This window comes from Streptomyces sp. NBC_01775 (assembly GCF_035917675.1).
In the GTDB taxonomy this organism is placed as follows: domain Bacteria; phylum Actinomycetota; class Actinomycetes; order Streptomycetales; family Streptomycetaceae; genus Streptomyces.
The window spans coordinates 4,930,193-4,951,350 of record NZ_CP109104.1 but is presented as its reverse complement, the minus strand read 5'-3'; the positions used below and the strand labels follow the sequence as shown (position 1 = coordinate 4,951,350).

General features: G+C 71.2%; 17 protein-coding genes and 1 riboswitch. Of the genes, 6 read left to right on the top strand and 11 right to left on the bottom strand.

Annotation, left to right across the window (positions count from 1 at the left end):
• Window positions 1-343 precede the first annotated feature (343 nt).
• Window positions 344-1,420, top strand: coding sequence for a NaeI family type II restriction endonuclease (locus OHB04_RS22050; protein WP_326808102.1), 1,077 nt, complete (start codon window positions 344-346; stop codon window positions 1,418-1,420).
• A gap of 89 nt (window positions 1,421-1,509) precedes the next feature.
• Window positions 1,510-1,899, top strand: coding sequence for a very short patch repair endonuclease (locus tag OHB04_RS22045; RefSeq protein ID WP_442814915.1), 390 nt, complete (start codon window positions 1,510-1,512; stop codon window positions 1,897-1,899).
• Here OHB04_RS22045 and OHB04_RS22040 read toward each other — a convergent pair.
• On the bottom strand, window positions 1,831-3,024 hold the full coding sequence (locus tag OHB04_RS22040) for a DNA cytosine methyltransferase (RefSeq protein ID WP_326808101.1): 1,194 nt from the start codon (window positions 3,022-3,024) through the stop codon (window positions 1,831-1,833). The genes OHB04_RS22045 and OHB04_RS22040 overlap by 69 nt on opposite strands.
• A gap of 258 nt (window positions 3,025-3,282) precedes the next feature.
• Between OHB04_RS22040 and OHB04_RS22035 the strand changes: the two genes are divergently transcribed.
• Complete coding sequence (locus OHB04_RS22035) at window positions 3,283-4,479, top strand: restriction endonuclease (RefSeq protein WP_326689425.1); 1,197 nt, start codon at window positions 3,283-3,285, stop codon at window positions 4,477-4,479.
• Window positions 4,480-4,591: 112 nt separating this feature from the next.
• Complete coding sequence (locus OHB04_RS22030; protein ID WP_326689424.1) at window positions 4,592-5,044, top strand: PPOX class F420-dependent oxidoreductase; 453 nt, start codon at window positions 4,592-4,594, stop codon at window positions 5,042-5,044.
• A 287-nt stretch (window positions 5,045-5,331) separates the two neighbouring features.
• Here the strand turns inward: OHB04_RS22030 and OHB04_RS22025 are convergent, their stop codons facing one another.
• The 7 genes from OHB04_RS22025 to OHB04_RS21995 form a co-directional block, all read right to left on the bottom strand.
• The gene (locus OHB04_RS22025) at window positions 5,332-6,285 is read right to left on the bottom strand and encodes an aldo/keto reductase (RefSeq protein ID WP_326689423.1); all 954 of its coding nucleotides are present in this window, start codon (window positions 6,283-6,285) and stop codon (window positions 5,332-5,334) included.
• A gap of 442 nt (window positions 6,286-6,727) precedes the next feature.
• Window positions 6,728-7,867, bottom strand: a complete 1,140-nt coding sequence (locus OHB04_RS22020) for a M23 family metallopeptidase (RefSeq protein ID WP_326692841.1) — start codon at window positions 7,865-7,867, stop codon at window positions 6,728-6,730.
• Window positions 7,868-8,248: 381 nt separating this feature from the next.
• Window positions 8,249-8,418: riboswitch (cyclic di-AMP (ydaO/yuaA leader) on the bottom strand.
• Between the two features lie 244 nt (window positions 8,419-8,662).
• On the bottom strand, window positions 8,663-9,817 hold the full coding sequence (locus tag OHB04_RS22015) for a PP2C family protein-serine/threonine phosphatase (protein ID WP_326808100.1): 1,155 nt from the start codon (window positions 9,815-9,817) through the stop codon (window positions 8,663-8,665).
• A 178-nt stretch (window positions 9,818-9,995) separates the two neighbouring features.
• The gene (locus OHB04_RS22010) at window positions 9,996-11,576 is read right to left on the bottom strand and encodes a wax ester/triacylglycerol synthase domain-containing protein (protein ID WP_326808099.1); all 1,581 of its coding nucleotides are present in this window, start codon (window positions 11,574-11,576) and stop codon (window positions 9,996-9,998) included.
• Window positions 11,577-11,674: 98 nt separating this feature from the next.
• Complete coding sequence (locus OHB04_RS22005; RefSeq protein WP_326808098.1) at window positions 11,675-12,991, bottom strand: beta-ketoacyl-[acyl-carrier-protein] synthase family protein; 1,317 nt, start codon at window positions 12,989-12,991, stop codon at window positions 11,675-11,677.
• Entirely contained in the window at window positions 12,988-13,308 is a 321-nt protein-coding gene (locus OHB04_RS22000) for an acyl carrier protein (protein WP_326689420.1), read from the bottom strand. Before OHB04_RS22000 ends, OHB04_RS22005 begins: the two co-directional genes overlap by 4 nt.
• A gap of 42 nt (window positions 13,309-13,350) precedes the next feature.
• Window positions 13,351-14,988: a cytochrome P450 gene (locus OHB04_RS21995; protein ID WP_326808097.1), complete on the bottom strand. Its 1,638-nt coding sequence runs from the start codon at window positions 14,986-14,988 to the stop codon at window positions 13,351-13,353.
• Window positions 14,989-15,181: 193 nt separating this feature from the next.
• Between OHB04_RS21995 and OHB04_RS21990 the strand changes: the two genes are divergently transcribed.
• Window positions 15,182-16,573 carry a cytochrome P450 gene (locus OHB04_RS21990; protein WP_326808096.1) on the top strand — a complete coding sequence of 464 codons (1,392 nt, stop codon included), beginning with the start codon at window positions 15,182-15,184 and terminating at the stop codon, window positions 16,571-16,573.
• Here the strand turns inward: OHB04_RS21990 and OHB04_RS21985 are convergent.
• On the bottom strand, window positions 16,458-18,254 hold the full coding sequence (locus tag OHB04_RS21985; RefSeq protein ID WP_326808095.1) for a prenyltransferase/squalene oxidase repeat-containing protein: 1,797 nt from the start codon (window positions 18,252-18,254) through the stop codon (window positions 16,458-16,460). The genes OHB04_RS21990 and OHB04_RS21985 overlap by 116 nt on opposite strands.
• Window positions 18,251-18,862, bottom strand: a complete 612-nt coding sequence (locus OHB04_RS21980) for an NUDIX domain-containing protein (protein ID WP_326808094.1) — start codon at window positions 18,860-18,862, stop codon at window positions 18,251-18,253. The genes OHB04_RS21985 and OHB04_RS21980 overlap by 4 nt, the downstream gene beginning before the upstream one ends.
• A gap of 98 nt (window positions 18,863-18,960) precedes the next feature.
• Between OHB04_RS21980 and OHB04_RS21975 the strand changes: the two genes are divergently transcribed.
• Complete coding sequence (locus OHB04_RS21975; RefSeq protein WP_326808093.1) at window positions 18,961-20,190, top strand: cytochrome P450; 1,230 nt, start codon at window positions 18,961-18,963, stop codon at window positions 20,188-20,190.
• Between the two features lie 93 nt (window positions 20,191-20,283).
• On the opposite strand, the gene OHB04_RS21970 is transcribed toward OHB04_RS21975, so the two are convergent.
• Window positions 20,284-21,096, bottom strand: a complete 813-nt coding sequence (locus OHB04_RS21970) for a DUF4232 domain-containing protein (protein WP_326689414.1) — start codon at window positions 21,094-21,096, stop codon at window positions 20,284-20,286.
• Window positions 21,097-21,158: the final 62 nt, after the last annotated feature.

Below are 21,158 nucleotides of genomic sequence, written 5' to 3'. Positions count from 1 at the left end.
AAGGCAAAGTCCGGGTGCCAGTCGGCTATCTGCCGTATCGACTCCCCGTCCGGGCGACTGACCTCGTCCAGAGCATGCTCGTTTTTCCGGCACACGGACTGGACCTCTTCCACTGTGAGTTCATACACAGTCTCTGCACGGTGCCCCATGACTGCTGGTACGCCACTGGTCGTACAGGCGGCACGTTCCGTCAGACGAACAGAAGCGGTCCAGTACATCTTGTGCACTCGTCACCGTGTGCACACACTCCTCAACGAACGGCCAGCACATGGATGTTGGACGACAGTGCAGCCCCGGCACGCGAGTGGCTAGCATCATTGCACTGCCGGGTGTTCGGCGCCCTGTGGATGAGGGCACGCTCGGCACCGGACTCCAGATGGGAACAGGCATGACCGGAGATGAGACTCTCCCGGACCCCCTGCCGATGGACTGGACAGCACTGTCCAACATGGCAGCATCGGTCGCGGATGACCCCGAGCTCATGGCAGTACGCGATCACCTCAGCGCGCTGGACCCTCAAGGAGACCAGTTCGCCCGAATCCTTCGGGAGACCATCGACCAGCTCCTCGACGGCGAGAACACGGGACGATACGACTGGAATGATCTCCACAAGACGGAGAAGACCCACGCAGGAACGCTAGTTGAGATCAACTTGCAGCGAGAATTTCAGTTTGAGGACGGACAGGATCTCGACTACCGCATTGCCGGATACGAGGTTGACTGCAAATATTCGCAGAAGCCCTATGGGTGGATGATCCCTCCCGAGGCGCTTGATGAAATCTGTCTAGTCGTCTGGGCAGATGACTACGCAAGCAGATGGAGCGCTGGGCTATTCCGCGCCAACCGAGAAAAACTCACCACTTCCGGGACCAAGACAAAGAAGGGAAACCGAGACGGCAAATTCCAGCTCACCAAGCAGTTGCACCGCAGTGTTTACTGGCTCTGGGAGAACGCTCCACTAAAAGAAAACCTTCTGCTTCATATTTCCCCTGAAACACGGCAGCAGATCCTGCACGCAGGCGCCCACTCTCTTAGGCAGTCTGGTGCAGCCCGCGTCCGGGAGCTATTCCGTCGAGTTCAGCAGCGTCCGATTACCCGTACAGTGGTGCGCACACTGGCACAGCAAAAGGACTACATGAAACGGGTACGCTACAACGGTGGCGCCCGGACTTCCCTCCGGGACGAAGGAATAGTAATTCTCGGCGACTACTCAGTACACCAGAATATAGCCCGCCAGTTGCAGATCCCGATCCCACAGGAGGGCGAATTCGTCAGCGCGCGGCTGGCAAGTAGGCGGCAAGAACACGGAAACAAACCCACCATCCGCATTGGCGGCGTGGATTGGGTTATCGCGGACGAGCACGACCACGCCGAGACGGCCCCAAGGCTCCCTGAACCCCGAAGGGCCTCCGCTGACTGATGAGCCACCGAGCAGTCCCTACCAGCAGCTCTTCCGCCCAGCCTCTGCCCGAAGGGTCCTGGGCATCTTCCGCGTCGCGCCGCAAAAACATGCAGGCGATCAAGAGCCGGGACACTAAACCAGAGCGGCTCATCCGGAGCCTGGTGCATGCCCAGGGCCTCCGATACCGCGTCGCTGCACGGCCTTTGCCCAAGCTCCGGAGAACAGCCGACCTTGTGTTCCGGCCGACTCAAGTGGCTGTGTTCGTGGACGGCTGTTACTGGCACGGGTGCCCTGAGCACTACGTACCCCCCAAGACAAACTCGGGTTACTGGTCAGACAAAGTGACTCGCAACGTGTCACGTGACCGGGACACGGACCGTCAACTGCTGGAAGCGGGGTGGACAGTTCTCCGCTTCTGGGAACACGAATCACCTGGTGCTTGCGCCCTGAAGATTGCTGACACTGTCAGTGAACTCCGAGCGCGTAGCGGGAAGTGACACGGCGGGGAGAGGGAAAAGGGAGTCTTCCTCTTCTTCCCCTGCTGAGCGAGTTCCCTTGGGCAGAACTTCGAGTCCAGCCTTGAGGGCGTCGGCGATCCGCTCTCCCACCGCTTGGGCCACCGGAGGGGGAAAGGCGTTCCCAACCTGCCGGTAGGCTGCCGTCTTCCGGCCGGCGAACTCCCAGTGGGCGGGGAAGCCCTGAATAATTGCGGCCTGAGTGACAGTTAGCTTAGGCCCGAGCGGCTCCCCCTCGGCTCCGACGGCGTAGAGATCGCGATCAGGATCTTTCATTTCCTCTGGCTCGTTCGCCACGCCCATAGCGTCAACCCCGAGCTTGAGCCAGGCGCGTTTTGCGCGTGTCGGCCCGAGATCCGCCCCCCCGTGCTTCTTAGAGCCGCCAACCAACGTGGGAGCAATGTCATTTTCAGCCAGCTCGTACCAACGTTTGAAAGCAGCCTTCCCCTGGGGGGTCTGCCCGAAGCGTGCACGCATGGACGCAGCCAGGGCCGTGCCGACAGTAACGAGGTCATCTTTGCGGGGTTCTGGCCAGGTGAAATAGCCCGAAAATTCCGGCTTCATCGCGACGAGGATGGCACGGGGACGCAGCTGCGGAACACCATAATGGCACGCCTCGATCACCTCCCAGCCGCAAAAATCGTAGCCCGCCCTCTCCAGGTCTTTGATAAACCTCGTCCGGTAGTCAAGAAATTTATGCTCAGGCTGAAGCAGGCCGCGCACGTTCTCGATCATTACGGCTTTCGGCTGAAGCTTTTTTACAAGCCTTAGCATTTCGGGAAACAGATCTCGGTCATCATTCTCTCCGAGCTGTTTTCCCGCAGACGAGAATGGCGGACAAGGGACTCCGCCAGCAAGAAGATCCAGAGAGCCCTCATCCAGCCCAAGAACACAAGGATCAAACTTGTTCAAGTCTTCCTTGATGATCGAGCAGCCTTTCCATTCGTGGTGGCTGCCGACGTTCTTCTGAAGAGTGGCGACAGCGTGATCGTCCAGCTCTACTAGGGCATGGTGCCGAAAGCCCGCGTTATGCAGACCAAGGGCCTGTCCACCCGCTCCGGCACAGATCTCAACTGAGGTGAACCCCCGTTGCTCAACCCGGCCCATCCGCCCTCCTTCTCGCTGCGCCCTGGCGGACACTGCTGAACCTCTGCCCCACAGCGTGTCAGACCCCACTGACAACGCACTTGCCTCAGTCTTCCTCATCCCACCGGCGCGCCTCCACCGCCCCATGAGCGCCCGGGACACTCACACAATATGGCTTGACTCAGGCCCCTCATGCGCCCGGGTCCCACCCTTCAATCACGGAGCGTACCGGTACTGGACAATTACAGCACCCTAAGTAATCACCTCTAGAGTGCTCACATGTCGCAGCGAAGTGGCCACATCGTACCGTTCTCCGGTCTTTCTAGTTCAGATCTGATCGTCGATACGGTGTACAAGGGTGGGAGTGCCGGGAACACCGCGGACGACGCAATCTGCAAGCTGCTGCCAGTGGGGAACCAAGGCGGGTTCCGCTTCAAGGGTTCTCCGCGGAAGCAGTCGGTCAAGCTCGTCGCCCTCTACACGACAGGTGCTGACCCAGACTGGCCGGACGTTCTCGACATACAGACCGGACTGTTCACGTATTACGGGGACAACAAGCAGCCTGGACAGGGGCTTCACAGATCACAGCGGGGCGGGAACATCCTGCTCCGGGACGTCTTCGAACTCGCCCATGGATCCGCGGATGACCGGGCCAGCATTCCGCCGTTCTTCCTCTTCGAGAGAGGAACGTCGGGCAGGGACGTCATCTTCCGCGGGCTCCTCGCCCCAGGAGCCGAGTCCCTGCCTGCAGATGACGAGTTGGCAGCCATCTGGCGCAGCTCAGGCAGCAGCCGTTTCCAAAACTACCGTGCACGTTTCACTGTGCTCAACGAACCTGTGATTCACCGCGCATGGATCGATGAGATTCTCGGCGAGAGCAGTACCGGACCGTCGGTACCAGAGAGCTGGCTCTCCTGGGTGCAGGGCCGCACCTACAATCGGCTGACAGCGCCGACGACCCTGCACACCCGCACCCGTGCCGAGCAGACCCCGGATTCGGCGGGAAAAGATCTCATTTCCGCTATCACTGACTACTTCAATGGTGATCCGCATGGGTTTGAGGCCTGTGCTGTCGAACTGTGGAAGATGCAGGCTCCCAATACGGGGGACTGCGAGGTCACTCGTCCGAGCCGGGACGGGGGACGGGATGCCACCGGCCTCTACATGCTTGGCCCTCACGCTGATCCAGTCGCCGTTCACTTCGCTCTTGAGGCCAAGTGCTACGGACACAACACGTCTGTAGGGGTACGCGATACAGCGCGTCTCATCTCACGTCTGCGGCATCGCCAATTCGGTGTCTTTGTCACCACCTCACACTTCAATACACAAGCATACAAAGAGGTCAGAGAGGACGAGCATCCGGTCATCATGATGTGCGGCAAAGACATCGCAGACCTGTTGCGGAGCCGGGGCTTTTCCACCCCAGCCCTCGTCTTGCGGTGGCTGACTGCCACATTCCCCTCAACCGCGGGGTGACGTCAGGTCCCGCGAGTCTGCCCTCAGGGCGGGATGTCCGGGACTATTGGGGGCTCAGGGGCTTGGGGTGAGGCTTCGTCCCGGGCCGTCGTTGCGAGCTGGAGGGTCCGTTATGGGTGGAGGTCAGGTGGGGGCGGCTGCTCAGGAAGCGTTGCTGCGGGTGGTCGGGGAGCATGATCGGGGGGTGCTGGTGACGTTGCGGCGGGGTGGGAGGGCTCAGCTCTCCAATGTGAACTACGCCTGGGATCCCGGCAGTCGGGTGTTGCGGGTCTCCATCACCGACGGGCGGGCCAAGGCGCGCAATCTGGCTCGGGATCCTCGGGCGAGCTTTCATGTGACGAGCGCGGACGGGTGGACGTGGACCGTGGTGGACGGGGTCGCGGAGCTGACGCCCGTCGCTGAGGATCCGCACGACGCCACGGTCGAGGAGCTGATCGAGGTCTACCGCGCCATTCGGGGCGAGCACCCGGACTGGGACGAGTACCGCGCCTCGATGGTGGCCGACCGGCGGCTGGTCGTGCGGCTCAGCGTCGACCATGTGTACGGGCAGTTGCCGCAGGGGTGAGAGGCGCCTCGACCGGCCTCGTGCCTCCGGCGCCGGACCGATCTCGTGCCTCCGGCACCGGACCGGCCGTGCCTCTGGCCCTCTTCGGCCCTGCTTCTCCATGAGGCCGCCGCCCTTCCCTGAGCCGGGGCCTTCCCTGGGGTCGCCTCTCTTCCCTGAGCCGGGGGCCTTCCCTGGGCCGCCGCCCTCCCCTGGGCCGGGGAGCCTCCCCCTGGGCCAGGGGCCTTCCCCGGGCCTGGGGCCTGGGAAGGGCCCCGGCCCGGGGAAGAGGGGCCTCGCCGGACCGCTTACGCCGACGCGTCTGTCAGCAGGCGGAGTTCGTCGTCCGTCAGGCGTAGGTCGCTCATCGCCATCAGGGTCGGCAGCTGTTCGGTGGTGCGGGCGCTGGCGATCGGGGCCGTGACCGTGGGGCGGGAGGCGAGCCAGGCCAGGGCGACGGTCGCCTCGGGCACCTGGTGGGCCGAGGCGACGGTGGAGAGGGCCGCCAGGACGCGCTGGCCCCGGTCCGTGGCGAGGTGCTGCGCGGCCCTGCCCGCGCGGGCGCCCTCCGGCACCTGCTGGCCGGGGCGGTACTTTCCGGTGAGGAAGCCGGCCGCCAGCGCGAAGTACGGCAGGACGGCCAGGGATTCGCGCCGGGCCAGCTCTTCCAGCTCGCCCTCGTAGGTGTCGCGCGAGACGAGGTTGTAGTGCGGCTGGAGCGCGACGTAGCGCGCGGTCCCCGCGGAGTCGCTGAAGTCGAGGGAGGCCCGCAGGCGGGCGGGGGAGATGTTGGAGGCGGCGATCTCGCGGACCTTGCCCTCCTTGACGAGGTCGTCCAGCGCGGTGACGATCTCGGAGACCTCGACGGACTCGTCGTCGAAGTGGGTGTAGTAGAGGTCGATGTGGTCGGTGCCCAGGCGGCGCAGCGAGTCCTCCGCGGCGGCCTTGAGAGTGGCCGGCGCGAGGCCCATGTGGTCGGGGTGGCGGCCGGCCTTGGTGGCGATGACGACGTTCTCGCGTACGGAGGAGCCGCGGGAGGCGAGCCACTCGCCGATGACGGTCTCGGATTCGCCGCCCGAATTGCCCTCGACCCAGGCGGTGTAGGCGTCGGCGGTGTCGATGAGGTTGCCGCCGCCCTCGGTGTAGGTGTCGAGGACGGCGAAGGAAGTGGGCCGGTCGGCGGTCCAGCCGAAGACGTTCCCGCCGAGCGCGAGCGGCGAGACGGAGAGCTGTCCGATCTTCAAGTCGGCGTTCATCTGCATGCTTGCGACCGTAACGCGACGGCGCACGCCGTACCGGAAGCACCGCCGCCCGGGGCGGGAGCCCCTCGGGAGTGAGGCCGGCGGTCCCGGTGTCGGGGGGTGTTCACCGGGACCGCCGGGGTCTGGAGTGCCGAGGCTCGTAACCGCCACCGCCACCGCCACCAGCGCCGCCACCGCCCGCGCCGCCACCGCCCGCGCCGGCGCTTCGGGGCCCGAGCGCCGCCGCCTCCTCCCCTCCTGCCGGCTGGGCGGCTCAGGTGCGGTGCGGCGCCTCAGCTGGCGGTGCGAGGCGGCGGCGTGGGTTTGTGGGCGGGCACCGTCACGATCCGTGGACGCTCACGATCCGTGGAAAGTCACGGTCCGTGGACGGAGGCGGACGGGCCCTCAGCAGAAGTCGGGGTCGGCGGAAGTCGGGGTCAGCAGGAGTCGGCGTCCGGCCGTCTCACACGTTCACGCCCTTGTCGCGCAGCCACGGCAGCGGGGCGACCGGGTCGCCGCCGCCGGGGCGCACCTCGACGTGCAGGTGCGGGCCCGAGGAGTTGCCGGTGGAGCCGACTCTGCCGATGACATCGCCGGTGCCGACCTTGTCGCCCGCGGACTTGGTCATCGACGAGAGGTGGCAGAACCACAGCTCGGTGCCGTCGTTCAGCTTCAGCACGATCCGGTAGCCGTACGAGCCCGCCCAGCCGGCTTCCTTGATGGTGCCGGAGTGGATGGCCTTGACGGGGGTGCCGTTCGGGGCCGCGAAGTCCTGGCCCGTGTGGTCGCTCTGCCACATGCCGCCCGCCTGGCCGAAGCCGGCGCTGAGCTGGAAGGAGGCGAGGGGCGCTGTGTACTCGCGGGCGAGCTTGGCGCGGCGCTCGGCCGCCGCCTTCCGCTTCTTCTCCTCGGCGGCCTCGCGCTTGCGCTCGGCCGCTGCCTTCTTGTCGGCCGCCACCTGCTTCTTGGCTGCCGCGGCTGCCTTCTCGGCGGCCTGTTGCGCGGCCTCCTGGCGGGCGGTGGCGTCGGCTTCGGACTGCTGCTGTTCGGCCTGCGCGAGGATGCGGACGCGCAGGGCCTCGCCCGCGTCGGTCTTGCCCTCGGCTGCCTCGTCCGCGGAGAGGCCGGCCTGGGTGAGGGGCGCGTGCGCGGCGGCGGCAGCCACCGGGTCGGTGCCGTCGGAGTCGCCGTCGGATATGAGGTCGCCGACGCCGGGGAGTTGCTTGGCGTCGGGCAGGTGCTCGGGGAGGTTCTTCACGGCTCCCGTCGCCGACGACACATCCGGCATGGAGATGGCGGCGGGGTCCTTGTCCTGGGCCGTAGCCATGCCGCCCGCGCCGACGGCGGCGATCATGCCGACGCCGAGAACCGCGCCACTGCGGGCCACACCGCCGGAGCGCTGCTTGCCCACGCGGTGCCGGCCGCGCAGCGGACGGAGGGACTCCTCGGTGGGATTCCACTCCTCCCAGGCCTCGTCGCCGGTCCCGGTCCCGGCCCCGGGCCCGTTTCCGGTCCAGGTCGCGGTCCCGTTTCCGGCCTTGTCACGCGGGCCGTAGGCCTCATGCGGACCATAGGCCTCCGGCGCACCGGCCGTCTCGCGCATGCTGAGCGGCTCGCGCACGCCGACCGGCTCGCGCGCCCCGAGCGTCTCGCGCATACCGATCGTCTGGCGCAGGTCCGCCGACTCCCGTACGCCGTAAGGCTCGTGGACACCGGCCCCGGCACCCGCACCCACACCTGCCCGCTGGGCGGCTGCGTACGTAGCAGAGGTGCCGTACGCACCGGAAGTGCCGTACGTACCGGGGGTGCCGTACGCGCCGGCCGTCTCGTACGCGCCGGCCGTCTCGTACGCGTCATACGGTCCGTGCACGTCATACGGTCCGTACGCGTCGTACGGAGCGGACGGGGGGCCGTCGTCGAGGTACGGGTCGTACGAGACCTCGGGGGCATGCCTCTGTGACCTGGACGCCACGGGGGCGCTCTCCTTTCCTTCCTTCTCGCCTACCGGGTTAGCTGACGGGTTCGGAGCAGGAAGGTCTCCTACGGGCGTCCTCGCGCCGGGGCGCAAGGCCGTCCGATTCACCCCATCCTTCGCGTCCTGTGCGGACGAGAAGGGGTGGTTCCCCGGTTCCCACGCTGCGGTGCTGCTTGTCGAGTCGCGGCTCGCGCTGTCGAGTTGTGACTCGCGCTGGCGAACTGTGCCTCGTGGTGCCCCGCTTGCGGGATTCGGCGACGGCGCACGGTGCCGTCTCTCGTGACGACAGTGACAACCGCGCTGCGTTATCGGACGTTAATAGAAGCGAGCCGTTGATTCCAAGCTGTTCCCGTTAATTAGTAGTCACAGCGGCCGACGCTTTTCGGGCAACACAGGATCAATTGGGACGCTCCGTCACCCGAATTAGTCCGTATCGCTGCGTAGCGTGACGTGTGTCGACTTCTGGTGGGCGACGGCGAGCAGGGCCATGTCATCGGCCGACACCCCTCCCGTGTGGGACTCGACATCCGCGAGGACCGTCTCCAACAGCTCCCCGGGATGGGCGAAGAAGCTGTGCGCCAGCCGCTTGACCGGGTCGTAGAAGTCGCCCTTCGCGTTCCGCGCCTCCGACAGTCCGTCGGTGTAGAGGAGGAGATGGGAGCCGGGCGGAAAGGGGAACTCGTCGGTGTGGTCGGGCCACACGCCCAGCTCGGTCAGGCCGAGCGGGAGGGCGGGGACGGACGGCTCCAGGAGGGTGGCTCTCCCTCGGTTGATCAACAGTGGCCCTGGATGGCCCCGGTTGACGATCCGTATGACGTGCGAGCCGGCCGTGTTCCCGTGTTCGTCCCAGGGGATCTCGACCAGCGCGGCGGTGGTGAAGCCCTCGTACTGCGCGGTGCCCAGCTGTCTTCGGCCCTCCCGCTGGAGGGCGCGGTCCAGCCGGGCGGCGACCCCGCCCAGGTTCGCCTCCTGCTCGGCCGCCTCCCGGAAGGCGCCCACGACGATGACCACGGCCTCCACGGCACCCAGCCCCTTGCCGCGTACGTCGCCGATGAGCAGCCGCACTCCGTGGGGGGTCTCCTCGGCCGCGTAGAAGTCGCCGCCGACGCGGGTGTTGGCCTGTGCGGCGCGGTAGCGGACCGCGAGGGCGAGCCCGGAGAGGCTGGCGGGCGGGGAGGGCAGGACGGCGATCTGGACGGCCTCGGCGATGGTGCGTGCCGAGGCGAGCCGGTCGCTGCTGCGGCGCAGCAGCAGATTGACGCCGATGGCCAGCACGGCGACGGTCGCCCCGGTGGCGATCCTGGTCTGGGTCTCCAGGCTCCCGATCGTCGAGTCGCGGAACAGGAGGAAACCAGCGAGGAAGACCAAGCTGAGGAAACTGGTGGTGATCGTTCCCCACAGACCGAGCAGCGCGGCGGCGGCCAGGGGCGCCGCCACGAACGGTGCGGAGAACGTCGCGTCCCGTGGAGTGACCAGTTCGAGGACGACGCCCACAAGGACGAGGACCGCGGGCAGCAGCCGCGCGTAGCGGCGCAGCCTGTTCCTGCGCCGCTCGGCTGCTGCATCCGCTTCGTTCACCCGCACTGTCCCAATCTGTCCTGGGGGGCGGGACTCGGCCAGTCGGGAGGGGCATTGGTCGGGACGGTGCGGTCGGGACGGTGCGGTCGGGACGGTGTCGTCCGGATGGCGTGGTCGGGACGTCGCGGTCCGGGTGTCGTGGTCCGGGTGTCGTGGTTCGCACGCGGGGACCCGGACGTCAGTGCGAGGCGGGGCCGCCTTCCTCGGCCGGGGCGGGCCCCGCATCCGGCCCCGCATCCGGCCCCACGCCTGGTCCCACGTCCGGCCCCACGCCCGGCCCCGACCCCGGTGCGGGCGAGGCCGCGGGCAGCGACTCCGCGCCGGCGGCCAGTGCCGCCAGCCCCGCGTTCCACAGCGCGGGCAGCGCCTCGATACCGGGTACGGCGGAGTGCCCGACGAAGGTGGCGTGCAGTTGTCCCCCGTAGGTCGTCCAGGCGATGAACAGCGGCTGGCCCGGCACCGAGACCGGGACGGGGAAGAACGCGACCGGCGGTTGCCCCGCCCAGGTGAGCCGCGCCCGGGCCCGTACGTCCGCGAGGGTGAGCGGCACATAGCGCGGGTCGATACCACGGCTGAGCCCGATCCGCCCGCACCAGTACGGCAACCGGTCGAACAGCACCCGGTGCCGGCGGCCGACCGCGCTGAGCCGGGCGTGGGTCACCTCGCGCTGGAGGAGGGCGAGCTGGCGCATCGGCGAGGGCTCCCCGCACGGAAGCGGCACGGTGGCCACCCCGCCGTGGTTGCCCAGCAGCCGCAGCGGATCGTCGGCCGTACGGAGGCTGATGGCGAACGTCGCGCGCAGGCTCAGGGCCGGGTCGCCGGCCCAGGCGTCCGGGTGCCAGGCGCGCAGCGCGGCGGTGACGGCCGCCAGACAGATCTGGGTGATGCCGGCGCGGGTGGCGCGCGAGACGGCGTGCAGCGGCGCCAGATCACACGATCCGGTGACGGCCACCCGTCCGGTACCCCTTCCCGCAGTCCGTCCGGCGTCCGTGCCGGGTGCGGTCGAGCCGGTCAGAGCTGTCAGCGCGGGCCAGCTCGCGGTGGGCCGTACGGGGGGCAGCAGGTCCTTCAGCACGGTCAGGCCCCAGTCCCCGCGCGCGGGTGCGGTGGCGAGTTGCGCGCCGAGGGGGGAGGTGCGCTGGTGGGGCGGCGGGCCGAAGAGGCGCTCCATCGTCTCGACGGCGGCGCGGCCGTCCTGGAAGGCGTGGTGCGCGCGATAACAGAGCGCGAAGCCCTCCCCTCGACCACCCTGACCCGGACCGCCCCGCTCACCTCGGCCGTCCCGCTCCCCCCGGCTCCCCTCCCGCTCCACGAGCCACACGCCCCACAGCGGACGGTCGCGCTCCAGCGGCTGGTCGAGCACGGCGCGCAAGGTGGCGTCGGGATCGCGCGGGACGCTGCCGGGCACGGTGACCCGGTGAATGTGCCGCCGTACGTCGAAGGCGGCGTCCGGCACCCATACGGGCCGCCTGCCGACAGACCGCCCGCGGCCGGGCCGACTGCCGTCGGGCCGCCCCCCGGATCCCCCTTCGACGAGGCGGTACGTGAGTTCGGGCGCCGCCAGCACCCGGGCTGCCAGCTGGGCTGCCAGCTCGTCCGTACGGGGCGGGCGGCCCGCGAACAGCAGCAGCCCGCCCAGGTGCAGCGAGCTGTCCGGGCCGCGCCGCGCGAGGTCGAGGATCAGCCGGTCGCGTACGGACAGCGGCCGGGGCGCGGTCAGCGAAGGGGCGGGCCGGGGAGGCGGGAGCGCTTCGGTCATGGCGTGCTTCTCTATCCGTTCTATCCGTTCTATCCGTCAGTTCGTGGGTTCAGGCCCTGGTCCAGGCCCCGGTCCCCGCCCCGGTCTCCGTCGGGCGGTCACGCGGGGGCCAGGGCGAGGGCCGCGTTGTGTCCGCCGAAGCCCGCGGAGACGGAGAGGGCCAGGCCCGACTTGTGGTCGAGAGCCGCCGTCGGCAGGTTCAGCGTGAACTCGGGCGAGGGCTTGGTGAGGTTGGCGTTCGGCGGTACGCCGCCGCACTCGACGGCGAGCACGGTGAGGGCCGCCTCCACCGCCCCCGCGGCGCCCAGCAGATGGCCGGTCACGCCCTTCGTGGAGGAGACGGGCGGCTCGTGCGGCAGCAGCCGGGCGAGGGCCGCCGCCTCGACGCTGTCGCCGAGGGGGGTGCCGGTGGCGTGCGCGTTGACGTAGTCGACGTCCCTCGCGTCCGCTCCCGCGCGGGCGAGGGCCTCGCTCACGGCGGAGCGGATTCCGGCGCCGTCCTGGCGGGGCTTGACGGGATGGTGCGCGTCACCGGCCGCGCCGTAGCCCGCGAGCCGCGCGCGCACCCGTGCGCCGCGCGCTGCCGCGTCCGCCATCCGCTCCAGGACGAGCACCCCCGCGCCCTCCCCGATGACGAAGCCGTCGCGCGTGGCGTCGAAGGGGCGGGAGGCGGTGGCGGGTTCGTCGTAGCGACGCGAGAGTGCCCTGATGCGGTCGAACCCGGCGACCTGGAAGGGGGTGAGCCCCGCGTCGGCGCCACCGGCGACGGCGATGTCGCAGCGGCCGAGCAACAGCAGGTCCATGGCGGTTCCCAGTGCCGTCGCGCCCGCCGCGCACGCGGTGTTGACGGTGAAGCTGGTGCCCTCGGCGCGCAGCGCGACGGCGAGCTGCGCGGCCAGGGAGTTGCCGAGCGAACTGGGCATGGCGTACGGCGACATCGCGGAGGGGCCGCGCGCCAGCAGGACGCGGTGCTGCGCCTCGTAGGTGTGGGCTCCCGTCGCGCCCGAGCCCATGACGACGGCCACCCGGGCACCGCCCCAGTCCGGCGGCTCGGCGCTCTGGGCGCCCTGCGGCCACCAGCCCGCGTCGCGTACGGCTTCCTCGGCGGCCAGCAGGGCGAGCTGCACCGCACGGTCCGGCCTGCGGGTGCGGGCCTGGCCCAGCCGCGCGGGGTCGAACTCGGGTGCGGGGCAGGCGAGATAGACGGGCCCGCCGTCCGGCCCACTGTCCGACCCGCCCTCCGGCCCGCCGCCGCGCCGCACGTCACCGCCCAGCTCCGGGCCGAAGCCGGAAACGAGCACCGAGGTCGGCGTGCCCGTGCCCACCCGTGCCCAGGTCGCCTCGGCGCCGTCGCCCGCGGGGGTCAGCATGCCGAGACCGGTGATGGCGACGTCAGCGGCGCCCCACTCCGTCACGCGGCACCGCCGGTCCCGGCGGTACGCGCGTGCGTGCCCCGCACCGGTACGGAACCGTCCCGTGCCGTTCCGCCCGGCGTATGGACACCCGCGCGCGTCGCGAGGCGGTCCAGCAGCGCGACGACGTCGGTGACGGTGACGGCGCCGTGCAGCTCCTCCTCGGTGACGGGGATGCCCTTCTCCTGATGCATGACGAGGGCCAGTTCGGCGATGCCCAGGGAGTCGAGGCCCACCTCCTCCCGTACGGCGTCCGGGATGATCAGCGCTTCGTCCACTCCCATGGACACCAGCACGGCCTTGAGTTCCTCGACGGTCATGTCACTTCCTGTGGGGTGAATTACGGGGCCCTGTGGGGTGAATTACGGGGCTCTGTGTGGTGAATTACGGGGCCTGTGGGGTGGGTTACGGGGGCCCGGCACCCGGGGCACCGCCGTCATCCGGGCGTCGTCGAAGCTCAGCGAGAACGCGGCGACGGCGCGCGGGGGCCGCTCGCGCACCGCGCGCAGCTCCCAGCGCGCCGCCAGCGATGCCAGCACGAGGGTCATCTCCGTCCAGGCGAAGCCCTCGCCGAGACAGCCGTGCGGGCCGAGCCCGAAGGGCAAGAACGCCTCCCGCGCCGGGCCCTCCACCGGCGGTACGGGCCCGGCCCCCGCGTCCGGCCGCCCCTCCGCCACCTCGGCCGCCACGTCCGCCGTCACATCAGCCGTCACATCAGCCGTCACATCAGCCGTCACGTCGGTCGGCGGATCGGTCGGCGCATCGGTCGGCGCATCGGACGTCACCTCGGCCGCACCCGTCCACCGCTCGGGCCGGAAGGCCGCGGGGTCGGGGAAGAGCTTCGGGTCACGCTGGAGCGCGTAGTAGGAGAACATCACCATCGCGCCCGCCGGCAGCGGCAGTTCGCCGAGCCCCTCGGCGCGCAGCACGGTCTCCCGCACGGCGGTACGGGAGATGAGATAGCCGGGCGGATACAGGCGCAGCGCCTCGCTCAGCACCCCGCGCGTGTACGTCAGACGTGGCAGGTCCGCCCAGCGCGCGGTGCGGCCCGCGAGCACGGTGTCGGCCTCCGCGTACAGCGCACGCCGTGCCTCGGGGCTCCGGGCCAGCAGGTGCAGGGCCCAGGTGAGCGTGCGCGAGACGGACTCGGTGCTCGCGATCAGGAACGACATGGCCTCGTCGTGCACTTGGCGGCGGGGCATCCGCGCACCGGTCCGGGAGTCGGCGGCGCGCAGCATGGCGTCCAGCAGATCGCCGTGCGGGCCCTCGTCCCCCCGGGAGTCGTCCGCCGGAGATCCGTCCGCCGGGGGCCCGTCCGTCGCGGCACCCTCAAGCCCGGTGGCGCGGGCGGCGATCAGGCCGCCGACGACGGTGTCCAGCACGGCCATGCTGTGCCGGAAGCGGCGGTTGAGGGGGCTGACGAGGTCCGGGAGACGGGCCAGCAGTCCGGTGGGGTCCATGCCCCGGCTGCCCGCCCACTCCATGAGGACGGGCACGGCCTCGGCGACGCACGCCACCTGCCGCTCGTCGATGCCGGAGGAGAACAGGCAGCGGGTGACGTTCTCGGTGGCCAGCGCCATCAGCATCCGGTCCGTCTCGATGGGCTGCCGCTCCTCCTCCAGCGCCTCCAGGCGCCGCTCGGTCAGCTCGGACATCGTCTCGGCGTAGGCACGCAGCCGGGCGTGCCGCAGCGCCGGCATCAGCAGTCGGCGCTGACGGCGGTGAAAGGGACCGTCGGTGGCGAGCAGGCCGTTACCGATGATCCGTTTCATGACGCGGAAGTGCGGGCTGAGGCCGAAATCGGCGGCGCGCGCGGTGAGGACGTCGCGCACCAGCCGGTGGTCGCTGAGCACGGTGGCGGTGCCGTGGCCCAGCCGGATGGTGGCGGCGGGACCCAGCTCGCGCAGGGATTCGAGGAAGGCGAGCCGCCGGTGCAGCATCCGGGGCGCGTGGCCGAGGAGAGGGAGCCCGCCCGGGGCAGGCGCGGGTTCGAGGGGCATAACCCGGCCATCACAGCAAAAACCGGAGCGCCTCCAAACACCAAGGAGCGAACCGCACTTCGGACGAGTGAAGAGCTTCACCCGCGGGAGTGGCCCGGCACTCGGGGCGGGGACGCCGCCGGTGGCGCCCCGGTGAAGTCCGTTCGGAGCAGCTCGCCCCCGGGCTGGTCCCGCCGGTCACCGAGGAGAAGCCTTGTCGTCCCAGAGCGCCACCACGCCCCTCCCGCCGTCGGCCCCGCGCCGCGCCCGTGTTCCGCGTGTTCCGCCCGCTCCCGGCGCGCTGCCGGTGCTGGGGCACGCCGCCGCCTTTCTGCGGGATCCGCTCGCCTGGCTGGCGCGGTGCGCCGCGTCCGGCTCGGGAGAGGGCGTCCACCGGCTGCGGCTGTGGGGGCGGCCCAGCTATCTCCTCACGGACGCCGACCTGGTGCACGAGGTGCTGGTGACCCGCGCCGGGGACTTCGAGAAGGGCGGGCAGTTCTACCGGAACGCGCGTGCGATCTTCGGCGACACCCTCGTCACCGCCTCGGCCGCCAAGCACCCGCACCAGCGGCGCCGGATGCAGCCCGTCTTCCGCCGCGCGCGGATCGCGGCGGCCGTGCCCGCCATGCACCTGGAGGCCGCGCGTATCGCGGACGCCTGGTCCTCGGGCGGCGTGGTCGACGTCGTACGAGACAGCGTCCTGTACGCCCATCGCACCGCCGTGCGCACGCTGTTGCCCGTGCTGTCCACCGTCGAGGTGGACCGGCTGGCGATCGCGTCGGCGCGGCTGATCGAGGACCTGTTCCTGCGCACCGTCCTGCCCCCGCAAGCCGGGGTCCTGCTGCGGCGCCGCTTCGAGGCCTCGCTGCGCACGCTGCGCGAGGCGTGCGTGGCGGCCGTGCCCGAGGCGCGCGCCTACGCGGCCGACGAGCGCTCCGGGCTGCTGGCCGCGCTGCTGGAGACCAGCCCTCACGGGGACGGGCCCGCCAGCGACGAGGAGGCGCGCGACCACTTCGTCTCGCTCCTGATGGCGGGCACGGAGACGAGCGTCAGCGCGCTGGCCTGGCAACTGCACCATCTCAGCCGGGACCTGCCGCTCCAGCACCGGATCCGGGACGAGCTGCACGCGGTGGCGGGCGAGCGGCCGGTCACGCTGGAGGACCTGGAGCGGATGCCGCTGCTGCGGCGGGCGACGGTGGAGACGCTGCGCTGCCGTCCACCGCTGTGGATGCTGCTGCGCACCAGCGTGCGCGAGGTGCGGCTGGGCGGCCACCGCTTCCCCGCCGGTACGGAGTTCTACTTCAGCCCGCACCAGCTCCAGCACGCGCCGGGCACCTTCGCGGAGCCGGAGCGCTTCTGTCCCGAACGCTGGCCCGAGCGCGGTCCCTCGGCACGGGACCGCGCCTTCCTGGCCTTCGGCACGGGCCCGCGCAAGTGTCTGGGCGACCACTTCGCGCTGACGTCGCTGGCCGTCGCCACCAGCGCCGTCCTCACCCGCTGGACGCTGACCCCGGCGGACGCGAAGCCTCCCAGGGCGCGGCTGCGGACGATGCAGGTGCCTCTCGCGCTGCGGCTGCGCGTGGAGCGACGGCACTCGGCGCTGTGAGGCCCCCGTTCGGCGCTGTGAAGGCGGCGCTCGTCCCGGCAGGCGCGGCACCCGTCCCGGCAGGCGCGGCGCTGGTCCCGGCAGGCGCGGCGCTCGGCGTGGTGAGCGCGTGGCCCCAGGCCAGCAGGACGCAGATGTCGGCGAGCGCGGGCGCGTCGTACAGGAGCGGGCGCGGGCCCGCCTGGTCGGGCACGGAGGTGAAGCCGCCGTCGGGCCGCTGCCGGTCGGCCAGGTAGTCGACGGCGGAGCGCAGTTCGAGCGCGTGCTCGCGTGAACGGCTGAGCGCGACAGCGGCGTAGGCGGTGCTGATGGGGTCGCTGGGGCCGGTGTCCTCGTGGCCCCAGCCGCCGTCGGGCAGCCGCCGCTCCACCAGCTGGGACAGCAGCCGCTCCCGCAGCCCCGCGAGCCGCTCGCGAGGTACGTCCAGGCCGGTACGGGTCAGCGACTCGCACGCCAGCACGGTGCGGTGGAGCGCGTTGGTGACGTTGCGGCTCCAGCTGCGCTCGTGCAGCGCGCCGCCCGGACCCTCCCGTTCCGAGGCCTCCTCGGCGGCGCGGGCCAGGAAGCGGGCCGCGGCCTCCGCGGTGCGGCGAGGGCCCGGACGGGTGCTGGGCGCCAGCGCGTTGGCGGCGCCCGCGGTCATCGCCGTCTCCGACTCGACGCCGCGCGCGAACGTGGGCACGCCGCCGTCGTCGTTGGCGAGCGCGACGAGGTGGTCCTCGGCCGCCTCGACGGCCCGGACATGACGGCCCGGCGCGGTGGCGCGCAGGAACTCCAGGGCGTAGGAGGTGTCGTCGGCGTCGCTCTGCCGCACCCCCCGGGTGAAGCCGAAGCCGCCGTCGGCGTGCTGCCGCGCCGCCACGGCGTCGGCCATGCGCCGTACCGAGGCGTGGGCGCCGTACCCGGCGGCGGTCAGCGCGAGCCCGCCGGTGACGGTGGCGAACAGGTCCATGCCGGTGATGAACGGCAGCCCGCCGTCCGGCCGCAGCTCCCGCGTCACGCGCCTGATGGCGGCCGAAGTCTCCGTACGGCGCCCGGGATCGGTCCACAGCGCGAGCAGGCCCAGCAGCCGCGCGAGGTGGTTGGCCTCCCACACCGGCCCCGGACGCAGCGCGGGCGCGAGCGCGTCCAGATCGCCGGGGCCCAGCTCCGCGGTGCGGCCCGCGCCGTGCGCGGCGAGCACCTTGAGCGCGGCCATCTCCAGGCCCAGCCAGGACTGCTGGCCGGAGGCGGCGTACTCGGCGTAGCGGACGAGCGGGAGCGCGGGCCAGGGCGCGGCGCCGAGGTGGGCCAGCAGCGTCTGGAACATGAGGCGCTTGCGCCCGGCCGTGAAGTGCGGGAAGCGGGCCATCATCCGCTCGGTGTCGGCATGCCCGGCGACCACCTCGCCGAGCACGGCGCGCGCCACGGCGCTCTGTACCGGATCGGGCGGATCGGTGTCGAGGGCGTGCTTGAGGTAGCGCGTCAGCCGGTCGCACGCCGGGTCGCCGGGAGCGAGCCCCCTGACGAGTCCGAGCAGCAGCGCCGACTCCAGCACCCGGCTCTCACACGGCGCCGCCACCAGCCCGTCCGCCCCCACCCTCGCCCTCACCCGGCCCGCCAGCCGTGCCTGCGCGGCCAACAGCCGTGCGGGCACGGGGGAGAGCGGCACCGGCGCCGCGTACACACCAGCAGTGATCATGCACACCTCGCGCGACTGCCGCCGGAGGCCGGCGGTTGAGAATCCGGGGGGAGAAGAGCCGGAAGGAGATGCGCCAACGCCCGCAGGACGTGCAGGCCGACGGGGGCGAAGGGGGCGTAGGGGGCGAAGGGAGCCTCGGCGGCGACGAGAGGCTGGCCGGCCCGGAGCCCGAGGCCGGACAGGGGGACGAAGGCGTGCCAGGCGATGGCGTGGGGGTCCGGGCGCAGCTCCTCGTCAGGGGCGAGGCGGGCATGGTGGACTGCCAGCCAGCAGGGGCCGGTGGGGCCTTCGACACGCTCCCGCCACAGCTCGTGCGGGCCGCCGTGGGCCGCGCGTACGCCCAGCTCCTCCGCCAACTCCCGGGCGGCGGCGGCGCCGTAGGACTCGCCCGCGCGGACGGAGCCGCCCACCAGGACGTCGTAGTGGCCCGGCAGGACCGTCAGGTGGGGTGGGCGGCGGTGGACCAGTACGTGGTCCGGGGGACCTGTGGGGGCGGTCAGCACGGTGGCGGCCACGCGATGGTGCAGCCCTTCGCGGGCGGCGCCGCCGCGCGGCCCGCTGCGCACGAGGCGGTCGTCGGCGTCCACGTAGTCCACCTGTTCGGGCACCCGTGACTCCTCTCGCCGGGCGGCCCGTTCACCCGGACAGCCCCGCATCCCCGCACCCTGCTTGGGCACGCAGCGCATCGAATAGGATGCGCTGCGTTATGTCAATGACGGCGCTCATCAATCACCTGTACGCGGCCTGGCAGCGCGGCCCCGTCAGCGAAGTGCGGCTCGGCTCCCAGCGGGCGGTCCTGGTGACCGGGCCGGAGGAGGTGCGGCGGGTCCTCGTCCAGGACGCCGCGTACTACACCAAGCAGGCACACCGCGCGCGTTCGCTCCTCGGCGACGGGCTGATCGTCGCCACCGGCGACGCGTGGAAGCGCCAGCGCCGCACGCTCCAGCCGCACTTCACGGCTCCCGCCGTCCGCCGCTACGAGCGGCACATCAGCGACGCGGCCCAGCGCCTCGCCCGCCGCTGGGACGCCCTCGCCGACACGGGTGAGCCGACCGACATCGGCGAGGACATGCGTTTCTTCGCCCTCGACACCATCTGGCGCCTCCTGACCGGCACCCCCTTGGACGCGCACACGCACCGCGAACTGGCCGCGATCGACACGGTGGTGGCCGCCCTCCCCACGATGGGCAGCACACCGCGAGACGGCAGCGGCAGCATGGACGGAAGCGGCGGGAGCGGCGGGAGCGGCGACCCGGACATCGGCGGCTGCGATGAGCAGGCGGCGGCGCTCGCGCGGATCGACGCCGTCGCGTCGCGGGCCGTCGCCGCGGCGCGGGAGGCGGCTCCGGCGGCGAAGACGGGGATTCTGCACAGTCTGGTCGACCTGCCCGACCAGCTGCTGCGGGACGAGTTGGTGACGCTGATCGTCGCCGGGCACGAGACGACGGCCACCACCTTGAGCTGGCTCCACCTCCTGCTGCACCGCCACCCCCGGTGGCGGGAGTGGGCCCTGCGCGAGGGAGCCGCCGGGTATCAGGCGCTGATCGGCGAGGCGCTGCGGCTCTACCCCTCGGTCTGGCTGGTGCCCCGGCACGCGGCCGTGGCGACAGAGCTGGGCGGGCAGGCGATCGAGGCGGGTACGCGGGTGCTGGTGTGCCCGTATCTCACGCAGCGCGACCCGGCGTGGTGGCCGGCGCCGACCTCCTTCGACCCGCGCCGTTTCGCGGCCAAGCCACGTCCCGGCACGTACCACCCCTTCGGGGTCGGGCCGCGCGCGTGTCTGGGGCAGCACTTCTCGCTACGGGAGATGCAGGTGCTGCTGGAGGCGCTGTTGCCGCACCACGTTCCCCGGTTCACGGGCCCGCAGCCCGCTCCCGCCTTTGCCGTGACGCTCCGTCCGGAGGGCCCGCTGACGGCGACCCTGCACCGCCCCTGAGCGCCGCGGGCCCCCAGCGGACCACGGCAGGCCGCGGCACGCACGCCGACCGCACGCCGACCCGCTCCGGGCCGGGCCGGGCCGGGCCTTGAGTCAGCTGCCCACGCCGGGGGAGAGCGGGCCGAGCTTCGGGACGGATCCCTCGTCGGAGTCGGTGACCGGGCCGCCGGTCCAGTCGGTCTCGATGGCCCGGGTCTGGTCGGGCGGGGTGATCCGGGCTCGGTCCGGGGCGACCGTCCTGACGCCGGTCATCGCGGGGTTGGCGAACGACAGCGGCGCCCACGCACTCGCGCCGGGCGCGAGCGAGACGTTCTCGACACTGCCGCCGGCGCGCTGCGGGTTGACGGACACCTGCTGGCCGGCGCTGTTGACGAAGGCGAGCCCCGGGTAGCCGCGCAGCGTGCAGGTCCTGCCGGAGTTGTTGGTGAGCACGAGCGAGAAGTTCTCCTGGCCGGCACCCGAGTGCTGGGGCCCGAAACGGGCGCCCAGGTCCGCGGACTGGCAGCCGGAGCCCGAGTCGCCGTCGGCGCCGCCGTCGGCAAGGCCCCCGTTCGCCTCGCCGGAGCCGCCGCTTCCGCCGGAGTCGCCCCCGCCGCCGGCGGAGGACGCGCCGGAGGAGTTCTGGCCCATGGAGGGGGCGCCGGGAGAACTGCCCGACTTGCCCTCCCCCTTCTTGTCGTGCAGCCCCTTGTCCGTCCTGTCGCCGCCGGCCGGCGCGGCCTGTCCCTCGACCCGGTGCGGGCCCATGGAGCTGGGGTCCGGCTCACCACACCCGGCCAGCAGCGTGCCCGCCGCCAGTACGGCGGTGGCAGCGGCGGCCGTACGGCTCACCCGCAGCCTCGGACGGACGCTCCCGCGCGCGCCGGACTGCCGCCCGGTCGCCGTTATGCCGTCGTCCTGTGTCATCGCTGCCGTACTCCCTGTCGTTCCGTGTCGCGGCTTTCAGGACGTCTCCCGAGAAGCCACGA